Raw genomic sequence first — 11,842 nt, forward strand, 5'->3', positions numbered from 1 at the left:
GGTGGATGTGAAGGTCCTGCTGCTCGGTTCCGGAGGCCGTGAGCACGCGCTCGCGTGGAAGCTGTCCCAGAGCCCCCGGCTCACCCGCCTGCTGTGTGGCCCCGGCAACCCGGGCACCGCGCGGCTGGCCACCAACGTCCCCGTGCGGCCCGACGTGCCGGACGAGGTGGTGGCGTTGGCGAAGCGCGAGGCGGTGGACCTGGTTGTGGTGGGGCCCGAGGCGCCGCTTGTGGCGGGGGTGGCGGACGCGCTGGCCAGGGCGGGCATCCCCTGCTTCGGCCCGGTGGCGGGCGCGGCCCTCATCGAGGGCTCCAAGGCCTTCGCCAAGGAAATCATGGCCGAGGCGGGCGTGCCCACCGCGGCCTTCCGCACCTTCACGGACGTGACGCAGGCGGAGGCGTACGCGGTGGCGCAGGGCCGCATCGTCGTCAAGGCGGACGGACTGGCCGCGGGCAAGGGTGTCATCGTCGCGCACGACGTGGAGGCCGCTCGCGCGGCGGTGCGCGCGGTGGGCGCCATGGGCGAGGCGGGCCAGACGATGGTCCTGGAGGAGCTGCTGGAGGGCGAGGAGGTCTCCGCCATGGCCCTCTGCGACGGCGAGCGCTATGTGATGCTGCCGCTGTCGCAGGACCACAAGCGCGTGGGCGATGGGGACACGGGGCCCAACACCGGCGGCATGGGCGCGTACAGCCCGGCGCCGTTCCTGTCCGAGTCGCAGCTGGCCGAGGTGGGAGAGCGCGTCGTCGCGCCCACGCTGACGGTGCTGCGCCGTCGCGGAATTCCGTTCCGGGGCGTGCTGTATGCGGGGCTGATGCTCACGCGAAGCGGGCCGAAGGTGCTGGAGTTCAACGCGCGCTTCGGCGACCCGGAGACGCAGGTGCTGATGATGCAGCTGGGCGAGGACCTGCTGCCCCTGGTGGACGCCTGCGCGCGGGGCCGGCTGGAGCCCCGGCCGCTGGTGTCCAACTCCGGCGCCTCGGTGGGCGTGGTGCTGGCGGCGCAGGGCTACCCGGACGCGCCTCGCAAGGGGCAGCGCATCGACGGGCTGGACGCGGTGCCGCCGGACGCGACGGTGTTCCTGGCCGGCGTGGAGGCGAAGGACGGCGCGCTGGTGACGAGCGGCGGCCGGGTGCTGACGGTGTGCGCGCGCGGCGAGGACCTGGCGCGGGCGCGTGAGCGGGCCTACGCGGCGGCGGAGGCGGTGCGCTTCGAGGGCATGCACTTCCGCCGGGACATCGGCGCGCGAGGGATGAAGGCGGCGTTGTGAATCGCGTCTCCCGCTACCTGCTCAGGGAGCTGCTGGTGCCGCTCGGCGTGTGGGTGGCGTTCATGTTCCTGCTCCTGTTCGTCATGCAGTTCCTGCGGGGCACGGACGTGTTGCTGGGCTCCTCGGTGACGGTGGTGGACCTGGGGCGGCTGATTGCCTACCTGGCGCCGCACTTCCTGATGATGGCGCTGCCCATCGCCTTCCTGCTGGCCATCCTCCTGGGGCTGGGGCGGCTGGGCGAGGACCGGGAGCTGACCGCGCTCCAGGCGCTGGGCGTGGGGCCGATGCGCCTGCTGGCCGCGCCGATGGGCGTGGCGGTGGCGCTCAGCGCGCTGATGATGCTGATTACCTCCACCGCGCAGCCCTGGGGCCTCACCGGGGTGAAGGAGCTGGTGAGCGAGGTCATCCGGAAGAACGTGGTGGGCGACGTGAAGTCCGGCGTCTTCTACGAGGACCTCAGTGACTTGACGCTGTACGCGGAGCGCGTGTCCCCGGATGGGCGCTGGACGAACGTGCTGCTGCACGACGACCGCGAGGCGAGCGCGCCGCTGCTGGTGCTGGCGCACCGCGGGCAGGTGGGCGTCAGCGGGCGTGGCGAGGTGCTGCGCTTCGCCCTGGAGGACGGCGAGGTCCACCGCTCCGGGCGCGCGAGCGAGGACTACAGCGTCATCCACTTCGACAAGTCGGAGATCAGCGTCGGCGTGGGCGTGTCCATGGGCAAGCGCAGCCGCTTCACCTCCGCGAAGGAAGAGCTGACGCCCATCGAGCTCATGCAGGCGGCGCGGGAGGCGGAGGAGCGGGGCGGGGACTCGCGCTCGTTCATGATGGCGCTGCACAGCCGGCTGGGGAGTGCGCTGGCGCCCATCGCCTTCGCGCTGCTGGGCACTCCGCTGGCCATCGGCCGCCGGCAGTCGGGGCGGGCGTGGGGCTATCTGCTGACGCTGGGCGGGTATGTTCTCTACTACCTGCTGAGCCGCGCCTTCGAGCAGATGGGACAGAAGGGGCGGCTGCCGGTGGAGGTGGCCGGACAGCTGGCCAACGTCATCTTCATGCTGGTGGGCGCGGTGGCGCTGTACCGGGTGAACCGCTCGGGGACGGTCCGGTGAAGGGCACCCTCTTCGGCTACGTGTTGCGCACGTACCTGCGCTTCGCGCTCGGCATCCTCACGGGGCTGGTGGTCATCTTCGTGGTGGTGGACTTCGTGGACCGCGCGAAGTCGTACACGGGGCCCGGCTGGGTGGAGGCCGCGGCGAGGCTGTACGGCTACAAGGCGCTGATGTCGGTGCAGCAGCTGGGGCCGGCGGCGCTGTTGCTGGCGGCGGGCACGGCGGTGTCCGCGCTGCGCAAGCAGGGCGAGGTGACGGCCATCCGCGCGCTGACGTTCGGCCCGTCCGCGCTGTACGTGCCCATCCTCGTCTGCTCGCTGACGGCGTGCGTGGGGCTGGTGGCCTTCGACGAGCTGGTGGCGACGCATGCCGGGCGGCGGGTGGATGAAATCACCACCCAGCGCTTCAACCGCGGAGGCGACTGGCGCTTCTACTACACGCCGAAGCAGTGGTTCCGGCGGGGGGACCGCATCTTCTTCCTCCGCTCGGGCAGCGCGCAGGACGGCTTCCGGGACGTGTCCATCTTCACGGTGTCGAAGGAGTTCGAGCTGCGGCAGCGGCTGGACGCGGCGGAGATGCGCTCGGTGGAGGGCACGCGCTGGCAGCTGTCGGACGTGGTGGAGCGCAGCTTCTCCGGCGAGGGGCGCACGTCGGTGCGCCAGCTCGAGTCCGCCGAGTATGACCTCGGCGTGGCGGCCAACGTCTTCCGCATCCGCCCGGGGCGGCCGGAGCAGATGCGCGTGGCGGAGCTGCGCGAGCAGATTGCCGCGCGCAAGGACGTGGGCCTGGCGACGCGCCAGTTCGAGCTGGCGCTGCACAACCGGTTCTCCTACCCCATGGCGGCGCTGCCCGCGGCGCTGCTGGGCGTGGGGCTGGCGCTGCGCACCAATCGCCGGGGCCACCTGACGGCGGCCATCATCGAGGGCCTGCTCACGGCGGTGGCCATGTGGGGGCTGATGGTGGTGTGCCGCACGCTGGTGCTCACGGAGCGGCTGTCGCCCTTCGTGGCCGCGTGGATGCCCACCTTCCTGCTGGTGCTGGCGGCTGGGGCAGTGTGGCTGCGGCGGGAGGGATTGCTGCAGCTGCCTCGCGGTCGGCTGACGGTGAGGTAGCGTGGCGCCGCTCATGCCCTCCGTGTCCCCACCGACGGTGGACTTGCGCCTCCGCCGCGTGGTGGCCGGAGTGTTCGTGTTCTGGGCGGTGGGCCTCGTGCTGGCCGAAGTCGTGCTCCAGGTGGCGGCGGGCGCGGCGGTGCTGGTGGCGGGCCTGATGGCCGTGCGCGGGCGCCTGCGGCTGGCCCCGGACGTGCGCGCGTACGTGCTGGCCAGCCTGGCTCTGTGCGCGTGGCAGCTCGTGTCGCCCGCGGTGGCGCTGCTGACGGGGGCGGCGTTCCGATGGCCCCGGGGCTCCCGCTATGGCCAGGTGCTGGACACGGTGGCGGGCGCGGCGGCGGCGAGCATCGGCACGGTGGGCGTGCCGTGGCTGCTGCTGGCGGCTGTGGTGGCGGGAGGCTGGCTGCTGGCGGCGGTGCTGGGGCTGTTCCAGAACCGCGTGAAGTGGCCGTGGGAGCCGCCCGCCTTCTTCAAGCTGAGCACGGGGCGCCTGCACGAGAACTTTGGCACGGAGGAGTCCCCGCGCTTCGCGGCGGGCGGCTTCTTCTTCCACCGGCTGCGCTACGCGCACGGGGCGATTGCCGCGCTGGGGCCGGCGCTGGCGGTGCTGGGCGGCTCGGATCTGGCGCGGCGGCGGGCGCTGGCCGGCGTGGTGGTGCTGGGGATGCTGGTGTCCATCTACAACGCCTTCGCGCGGGCGGCGCTGGGCGCGGCGCTGATTGTCAGCGTGGTGGCGCTGCTGCTTCTGGTGCGGGGCAGGGCCCGGCAGGTGGGGATTGCGCTGCTGACGGTGGTGGTGCTGGCGGTGGCGATGTCTCCGGCGTGGCGCGCGCGGCTGGGCAAGGCGCTGGGGAACATCTACGGCGGCGAGCGGCAGCTGGCGATGTCGGTGGGCTGGGAGCTGGTCCGTGAGAACCCGTTGACGGGCGTGGGCTTCGGCAACCACCGGCCCGCGGCCATGGCCACTGCGGACCGGACGGGCATCAACGACTTCCTCGCCACGGACTCGCACAACCTGTGGCTGACGGCGTGGGCGGAGACGGGGCTGGTGGGACTGTTGCTGCTGGCGTGCATGCACGCGCTGCTGGCTCGGGCGCTCATCCGGCGCCACCGCGCGGGCTCGCTGGCGGCCACGGGCGCGCTGCTGTCCTGGGTGGGCTTCCACGTGCTGGCGCTGGTCCACTACCTGCCGTTCCACACCAGTGTGCACCTGTCCTTCGCGCTCGTGTGGGGACTGGGGCTGTGCGAGGGCAGTGGGGTGGTGCGCGAGGATGTGCGGGGCGCGGCGCCAGAGGCGCCCTTCGCGGGCTCCATCGTTGGGAACCTGAAATAGCGGCATAGTCCGGCGCGTGCTTCTTGCCACGCTGTTACACTCGTCTCCTCACCCCAGGAGGCCCCTCATGCGTACGCTGAAGCTGTCCTCGTTCGTCGTGTTCGCGCTGGCCGTCGCTGCTGTCTGGCAGGTGTCGTCGGGAGCCGAAGCCTCGGCTCCGGCATCCGCGGTGGACTACGTGCGCGAGCGCCCCAGTCGCTGTGCCGGGAAGTCGTCCTCGGTCCTCTCCGCGATGAGCACTCCCGAAGAGGGGCGCTCCTCGGCGCAGGGGCCCCGGAAAATCGAGGAGTCGGGGGCGGCACCGGGCATGTGGGGCAAGTGCAGCGACTGTTCGGACTGCCTGTCCTCCAGGGACTGCGAGCACGTCGGCAGCTTCTGCTACGAGTTCTGCCCGTAGCTCACCTGTCCCGGGGAGCTGGAGCTGAAGGCGACTCCAGCACCCGCCGGTACACCGCGAGCGTGCGCCGCGCGCAGTCGTCCCAGGTGAAGCGCGCGGCCCGCTCGCGGCCCAGCTCCATCAGCTCGCTGCGCAGCACCTCATCCCGCAGCACGCGCAGCGTCGTCTCCCGCCACATCGCCGCGTCATCCGGAGGCAGCCTCAGCGCCGCGGCGCCCACGACTTCCGGCAGCGCCGTCGCGTCCGCCACCAGCACCGGGCAGCCCGCCGCCATGGCCTCCAGCGCCGGCAGCCCGAAGCCCTCGTACTTCGACGGCAGCAGCAGCGCCGCCGCCGCGCCGTAGAACAGCGGCATGTCCTCCTCGGACAGCTCCTCCAAATCCAGCACGTTCTCGTGCAGCCCCAGCTCGTGCGCCACCGCGCCCTTGCCGGCCAGCAGCACCACCGGCACCGGCAGCTCCGCGGCGAAGTGCTTCAGCAGCTCCAGGTTCTTGAACCGCTTCGCGTTGCCCACCGCGGCCACGTACCTCGCGGGCAAGGCGTGCCGCTCGCGGAAGGCCTTCGCCTCGCTTGGTGTCGCCGGTTGGAAGCGCGGGTCCACGCCGTTGTGAATCACCTGCAGGCGGTAGGGCGACAGCTGGAGGTACTTCGCCAGCTCGTCGCGTGAGAAGTCGGACACGGTTATCAGCGCCGACGCCCGCTTCGCCCGGGGCCCCACCACCACCCGGTAGTAGAGCGCCTGCGCCGGCGAGTACTGGTCCGCGAGCGCCAGGTGGTTCGCGTCATGCAGCGTGGCCACCAGCCGGCCGCTCCAGAACAGGGGCAGGGAGAAGGAGGTGGCGTGGAACGCGTCCGGCTTCACCCGCGCCAGGTCCGCCGCCAGCGCGGGCTGCTCGAAGGGGGAGAGGAACCCCGCCAGCGAGCGGTGCTGCGGCATGGACGGCGTGAGCGCGCCGAGCCCGGCCGGCAACCCCTCGGGTGCCACCAGCGCGGTGAAGCGCAAATCGGGCGCGAGCGCCGGCATCCGCCGGGCCAGTTCCAGCGCGTACCGGGCGATGCCATGCAGCCGGCCGCGCACCATGCGCAGGTCAAGGAGGACGTGGGCCACGGACCCGGGCGTACCACACGCGCGGCCCTGTTTGGGGGGTGGGCAGGCAGACAGGCCGCCTGTCTTTCGGAACCACGCGTTCCGGGTGCTAGAAGCCCCTTCCGTGAAGGTCGCCCTGGTCCACGATTGGCTCGTCACCCACCGCGGGGGAGAGCGTGTCCTCGACGCGCTCTGCGAAGTGCTCCCGGACGCGGACATCTACACCCTTGTCCACAAGCCCGGCAGCCAGTCCCCGGCGATTGAGTCCCGCCGCATCTTCACCTCCTTCCTCCAGCACATCCCCGGCATCCACGCGCGCTACCGGCACTTCCTCCCGCTGATGCCGCGCGCAATCGAGGCCCTGCGCCTCCAGGGCGACTACGACCTGGTCCTCTCCTCCAGCCACTGCGTCGCCAAGGGACTGCGCACCCCGCCGGGCACCCCGCACCTCAGCTACGTGCACGCGCCCATGCGGTACATGTGGGACCTCTTCGACGACTACTTCGGCCCGGGCCGTGCGCGCCTGCCGGTGCGCGCCGCCGCCCACGCGGTGCGGCCGTGGCTCCAGCGGTGGGACCGCACAACGGCCTCGGGCGTGGACCGCATCGTCGCCAACAGCCACCACATCGCCGGGAAGATTCAGCGCTTCTGGGGGCGCGAGGCCACCGTCGTCCACCCCCCCGTGGCCCTGGAGCGCTTCGCCCGCCAGCCGCTGGAGGGCGGAGGGCAGGGCGGCTACTTCCTGTGGCTCGGCGCCTTCGCTCCCTACAAGCGGCTGGATGTGGCGCTGGAGGCGTTCCGCGAACTGGGCGCCCCGCTGTGGGTGGTGGGCACGGGCCAGGAGGCCTCGCGCCTCATGTCCGGGCCGGTGCCACCGAACCTGCGCTTCCTCGGCAACGTGCCGGATGACGCGCTGCCGGGCCTGTACCGCGACGCCCGCGCGCTCATCTTCACCCCCGAGGAGGACTTCGGCATCACCCCGCTGGAGGCCCAGGCCACCGGCCGCCCCGTCATCGCCTACGGCAGGGGCGGCGTGCTGGAGACGGTGACATCGCGCACCGGCCTCTTCTTCTACGAGCAGACGCCGGCCTCGCTCGCCGCCGCCGTGCGCCAGTTCGAGGCGTGGGAGCCCGGCTTCCGGCCGGAGGACGCCCGCTCGCAGGCCGAGCGCTTCAGCCGCGCCGCCTTCCAGCGGGCCATGCTGGCCGAGGTGGAGGAACTCCTCAGGCTGGGGAAGTCCTCCCCAGTCCGCGCCACGGGGGTGTGACTCCGTTGTCATCCCCCTCTCCGTCTTCCGTGGCCCTCGCCTGTCCGCCACACCTGGCTGTAGGGGAGGGGTCAACGCAACCCATTGGTTTCACGGGTTTTCTCATGCTAGGACACGCGCCCGTCACAGGGTGTTGATCAGGACACGTGCCCGTTTGCATGGGGTGCGAGTCTTGCAGCGGGGGGGGCCGCCCGTTGACCAGGCTACAGGAGTACTGCGGTGTTCAGTCGTCTCCAGCGCTTCTACACGTCCATCAAGGTCTTCGCGGACATGGTGATGCTCGCGGTGGCGTTCGGCCTCGCGTACGCCACGCGCTTCTCCGGCATCGTTCCCGTCACCGAGGGCATTCCCCCCTTGGATGAGACGCTGGTCTCCCTGCTGATGGCGCTCGTCATCTTCCCGGTGACGTTCAAGCAGTCGCGCCTGTACGCCACCAACCGCTCGCGCACCAACACGGGCGAGGTCTTCGAGGTCTTCAAGTCCACCATCACCGCGACGCTCATCCTCGTCGCGGCGATGTACTTCGCCCGTGAGCGCTACTCGCGCCTCACGCTGGTCATCTTCGTCGGCTACGCCTTCACGCTGGTGACGTGCAACCGGCTGGTGTTCCGCTGGGTGCTCAGCGAAATCCGCCGCCGCGGCCACAACCTCAAGTCCATTCTCGTCATTGGCGCAGGGGAGCTGGGCCAGCGCGTGATTGAGACGGTGGAGGGCCACCGCGAGCTGGGCTTCCGGGTGACGGGCGTGCTCACGCTGCGTCCGGAGAAGGTGGGCCAGTACGTGGGTGGCGTGCGCGTCATCGGTCACGTGGACTCGGTGAGCCAGGTGCTGGACGCGCAGCCGGTGGACCAGGTCATCCTCGCGCTGCCCCTGGAGGACCAGGCGCACGTGAAGCGGCTGATGGAGCAGCTCGCGCTGCGCACCGTGGACGTCAGGGTGGTGCCGGACCTGTACCAGTACATCACCCTCTACGGCGGCCTGGAGGAGTTCGGCGGGCTGCCCATCATCCGCCTCCAGGGCGACCCCATGGAGGGCTGGAGCCGGGTGGCCAAGCGGGCCTTCGACATCACCTTCTCGCTGCTGGCCATCCTCGCCACCTCGCCGCTGATGCTGGCCACCATGCTGGCGGTGCGCCTGACGAGCCGCGGGCCCGTGCTCTACCGCCAGGAGCGCATGGGCATGGACGGGCGCACCTTCCCCATCCTCAAGTTCCGCACCATGCGCGTGGACGCGGAGTGCTCGGGGGCGATGATGGCCTCCAAGGAGGACCCGCGCCGCACGCCCATCGGCACCTTCCTGCGCAAGTACTCGCTGGATGAGCTGCCCCAGTTCTTCAACGTGCTGCTGGGCGACATGAGCCTGGTGGGCCCGCGCCCCGAGCGCCCCGTCTTCATCGAGGAGTTCAAGCGGCAGATTCCGCGCTACCACCTGCGGCACAAGGTGAAGGCGGGCATCACCGGCTGGGCGCAGATCAACGGCCTGCGCGGCCAGACGTGCATCCAGAAGCGCATCGAGTACGACCTGTACTACATCGAGAACTGGTCGCTGCTGATGGACCTGAAGATTCTGGTGCGCACGGCGCTGGGCGGCTTCCTGTCGAAGAACGCGTACTGAAGACGGAGGCGCCACGTGAGCGCGCACGAGTGGACGCGGGGCGACTTCGTCATCAGCACGGACCGGGCCCGGGTGGACGTGGAGGCGGTGCATCGCTTCCTCCAGTCCTCGTACTGGGCGGCGGGCATTCCCCTGGAGGTGGTGCGCCGCTCGGTGGAGCACTCGCTGCCCTTCGGCCTGTATCGGCTGAGCACGGGGGAGCAGATGGGCTTCGCGCGTGTCACGACGGACTTCGCCACCTTCGCGTACCTGGCGGACGTGTTCATCGCGGACGCGCTGCGAGGTCAGGGCCTGGGGAAGTGGCTGGTGGAGACCCTGGTCGCCCACCCGGAACTCCAGGGGCTGCGACGGTGGCTGCTGGCCACGAGTGACGCGCACACGCTCTATGCCCAGCACGGCTTCACGCCGCTGAGCGCGCCCGAGCGCTTCATGGAGAAGTGGGACCCCGAGGTCTACCGGCGCGGCTCGCGCTGACACAAGGCGCCCCGCGAGTGCTCGGACACCGCCGGGCCGCGAGCCCGGGCCGCGGCGGGAAGCGCCATGGCCCGGACCCGACGACTCACGCGGTTATTGGATGCTCCACACCACGGTGCCGCTGCACGTGTTGCTGCTGTAGCAGCCGGCGCGAAGCTGCAGCGTGCCGGTGGCCGTCGCCGTGTAGCTCAGGCTGGAGCCCACGCCGCTGCACGCGTCGTCGTTGGACGCCGCCTGCGTGGCGCCGTTGTAGAGGCGCAGGTAGGTGTCCCCGGTGAACGAGGCCCCCGTCACGCCGCACGTGGCCACGGTGATGCGCTGGCCCGCGGTGATGCTGACGTCGCGGTTGGTGGTGTTCTGCTGCGCGCTGTTGGTGTTGCTGCCGCTGAAGGCGAACGAGCCCGTGGTGGGCTGCGGAGGCGGCTGGCCGTCGGTGATTTCCCACACCACCCGGCCACCGCAGCTTCCGCTGGAGTAGCAGCCGGCGCGGACCTCGTAGTCTCCGGCGACGGAGGCGGTGAAGGTGATGCTGGAGCCACGGCCTCCGCAGGCGTCGTCGTTGGAGGCGACCTCGGCGGCGGCGGGGCTGAGCAGGCGCAGCCAGGTGTCACCGGAGAGCTGCGTGCCCGTCAGGCCGCAGGTGGCCACGGTGAGCTTCTGGCCGGCGGTGAGGGCAATCTTCTTGTTGGTGGTGTTCTGCTGCGCGCTGTTGGTGTTGGTGGCGGTGTACTCGAAGGAGTTGGCCGGGGGCGGGGGAGGGGGCGGAGGCGGCTCGCCATTGCCGTTGGGGCTGGGGCAGCCGGCGGTGGGCAGCGCGCACGTGGGCAGGCTGGCGCCCAGGTGGGTGATGACGGACTGGATGGGCACGCCGCGGTTGGGGCAGTTGGCGCAGTGGTGCAGCGCCACCACCAGGTTGTCGCTGTGGCCGATGACGGGCGAGCCCGACGAGCCGCCCTGCGTGTCCGCGAAGTAGCCCACGTCGTTGGGGCCGCCCGTCTGGCACGAGGCCTCCGTCAGGCTGTAGACCTCGGCGAAGCCGGACTGGTCATTGGCGTCGGTGGACGTGACGGCAATCTTCTTGCCCCAGCCCGCCGGGTGCTGCGGGACGAAGATGCGCTCGTTCACCACGGCGCCGGTGGAGCGCAGCTGCAGGTAGCCGTAGGTGTTGGTCGGGTTCTGCGCCAGCTGCACCAGCGCGTAGTCGCGCGGGGCGTCCACCTTCACCAGCGTGGCGCCGGAGATGACGTTGCCCGGGCAGCCGAACCAGCTCGCGCAGCTCGTGGCGCAGGTGGCGCCCTCGGCCAGGAACTCGTAGCTGGTGTTCTGCGCGTCGGACGCGGTGCCGATGCAGTGCTGGTTGGTCATCAGGTGGCCCTGGCTGCCCACGAGCCAGCCCGTGCAGCCGCCGGAGCCGTTGATGAGCAGGCGCGCCACCGGACGGGCGCGGCCGTAGATGGCCGGGTCGCTGGAGGCGTAGCAGGGCGCCCAGGCGGAGTCGTCACCGCCGCACAGCGCCTTGTTCACTCCGGCGAAGCCCATCTCCTGGTTGGTGTAGCCCCGGGCGTACAGGTCGACGGAGTAGCCGTGCCGGTTGAGGATGCCGCGGCGGCCGTCGTGGTCCTTGCTGTGCAGCTCGATGATGGCCGTGTCGCCGGGGATGTGGATGGCCCAGAAGCCGTCCCTCGCGCCCGGGTGGGAGTTGTCATACGTCCACGTGCGGCGGGCGTCCGGCGAGCGCACCACGACGAAGTCGCCTTCCTCCAGCTCCAGGCGCTCGAAGTGAGGCGCGATGTAGGCGGCGCCCGGGTGGTGGATGACGTCGCTGTGTACGGGGCCGCTCTCGGCGCGCACGGCCGTGGTGGCGTACGGGTGCGCCGTCTCGAAGCGCCGGAACACGTCCTCGCCGACCTTGGTGGGCCCCTGCGAGGCGGGCGACGGCTCCGCCTTGCACACGGGCGCCGAGGCCAGCGCGGCTGGCGCCGCCAGCGAAAGCGCGGCGACGAGACATGCGAGCTGGATTCGTTTCATCGGTTCTCCTGTGGAAATGGGGGACTTCGCAGCCATGGGCTGCACTCCCAGTTATACCGGGCATACCCGACATTCCGTGGTTAGCCGTTGTTTATCGTGTTGCAAGAAGGGCCCGCCTCGGGCGGCTCTCCCGTCTCAGGCGGACGGGGCGCGGGTA

General features: G+C 71.1%; 10 protein-coding genes. 8 read left to right on the top strand and 2 right to left on the bottom strand.

Going from position 1 to position 11,842, the window contains the following annotated elements; translation table 11 throughout:
- Position 1 precedes the first annotated feature (1 nt).
- The 5 genes from purD to G4D85_RS27205 all read left to right on the top strand — a co-directional run bounded on the left by purD (position 2) and on the right by G4D85_RS27205 (position 5,215).
- Positions 2-1,267 carry a phosphoribosylamine--glycine ligase gene (purD, locus tag G4D85_RS27185; protein ID WP_164016915.1) on the top strand — a complete coding sequence of 422 codons (1,266 nt, stop codon included), beginning with the start codon at positions 2-4 and terminating at the stop codon, positions 1,265-1,267.
- A complete protein-coding gene (locus G4D85_RS27190) occupies positions 1,264-2,373 on the top strand; it encodes an LptF/LptG family permease (RefSeq protein ID WP_164016916.1) in 1,110 nt (369 codons plus the stop codon). Before purD ends, G4D85_RS27190 begins: the two co-directional genes overlap by 4 nt.
- Positions 2,370-3,485, top strand: a complete 1,116-nt coding sequence (locus tag G4D85_RS27195) for an LptF/LptG family permease (RefSeq protein WP_164016917.1) — start codon at positions 2,370-2,372, stop codon at positions 3,483-3,485. Before G4D85_RS27190 ends, G4D85_RS27195 begins: the two co-directional genes overlap by 4 nt.
- 13 nt (positions 3,486-3,498) lie before the next feature.
- A complete protein-coding gene (locus G4D85_RS27200) occupies positions 3,499-4,818 on the top strand; it encodes an O-antigen ligase family protein (protein ID WP_275900319.1) in 1,320 nt (439 codons plus the stop codon).
- 67 nt (positions 4,819-4,885) lie between these two features.
- Positions 4,886-5,215 (top strand): hypothetical protein, encoded by a 330-nt coding sequence (locus G4D85_RS27205; RefSeq protein WP_164016919.1) that lies wholly within the window; start codon positions 4,886-4,888, stop codon positions 5,213-5,215.
- A gap of 1 nt (position 5,216) precedes the next feature.
- On the opposite strand, the gene G4D85_RS27210 is transcribed toward G4D85_RS27205, so the two are convergent.
- Positions 5,217-6,323 (bottom strand): glycosyltransferase family 4 protein, encoded by a 1,107-nt coding sequence (locus G4D85_RS27210; protein ID WP_420821726.1) that lies wholly within the window; start codon positions 6,321-6,323, stop codon positions 5,217-5,219.
- Between the two features lie 103 nt (positions 6,324-6,426).
- Here G4D85_RS27210 and G4D85_RS27215 point away from each other — a divergent pair, with 103 nt between their 5' ends.
- The 3 genes from G4D85_RS27215 to G4D85_RS27225 all read left to right on the top strand — a co-directional run bounded on the left by G4D85_RS27215 (position 6,427) and on the right by G4D85_RS27225 (position 9,657).
- Positions 6,427-7,569 carry a glycosyltransferase gene (locus G4D85_RS27215; RefSeq protein ID WP_164016920.1) on the top strand — a complete coding sequence of 381 codons (1,143 nt, stop codon included), beginning with the start codon at positions 6,427-6,429 and terminating at the stop codon, positions 7,567-7,569.
- Between the two features lie 219 nt (positions 7,570-7,788).
- Positions 7,789-9,183, top strand: coding sequence for an undecaprenyl-phosphate glucose phosphotransferase (locus tag G4D85_RS27220; RefSeq protein WP_164016921.1), 1,395 nt, complete (start codon positions 7,789-7,791; stop codon positions 9,181-9,183).
- A gap of 15 nt (positions 9,184-9,198) precedes the next feature.
- Positions 9,199-9,657 carry a GNAT family N-acetyltransferase gene (locus tag G4D85_RS27225; protein WP_164016922.1) on the top strand — a complete coding sequence of 153 codons (459 nt, stop codon included), beginning with the start codon at positions 9,199-9,201 and terminating at the stop codon, positions 9,655-9,657.
- Between the two features lie 93 nt (positions 9,658-9,750).
- Here the strand turns inward: G4D85_RS27225 and G4D85_RS27230 are convergent, their stop codons facing one another.
- The gene (locus tag G4D85_RS27230; protein WP_164016923.1) at positions 9,751-11,685 is read right to left on the bottom strand and encodes a serine protease; all 1,935 of its coding nucleotides are present in this window, start codon (positions 11,683-11,685) and stop codon (positions 9,751-9,753) included.
- Between the last annotated feature and the right edge of the window lie 157 nt (positions 11,686-11,842).

The sequence above is a fragment of the Pyxidicoccus trucidator genome, assembly GCF_010894435.1.
In the GTDB taxonomy this organism is placed as follows: domain Bacteria; phylum Myxococcota; class Myxococcia; order Myxococcales; family Myxococcaceae; genus Myxococcus; species Myxococcus trucidator.

Bases quoted from the DNA above. Each gene is read 5' to 3' on its own strand.
- G4D85_RS27205 (WP_164016919.1), top strand. From the start codon at position 4,886: ATGCGTACGCTGAAGCTGTCCTCGTTCGTCGTGTTCGCGCTGGCCGTC.
- G4D85_RS27200 (WP_275900319.1), top strand. From the start codon at position 3,499: ATGCCCTCCGTGTCCCCACCGACGGTGGACTTGCGCCTCCGCCGCGTG.
- G4D85_RS27230 (WP_164016923.1), bottom strand. From the start codon at position 11,685: ATGAAACGAATCCAGCTCGCATGTCTCGTCGCCGCGCTTTCGCTGGCG.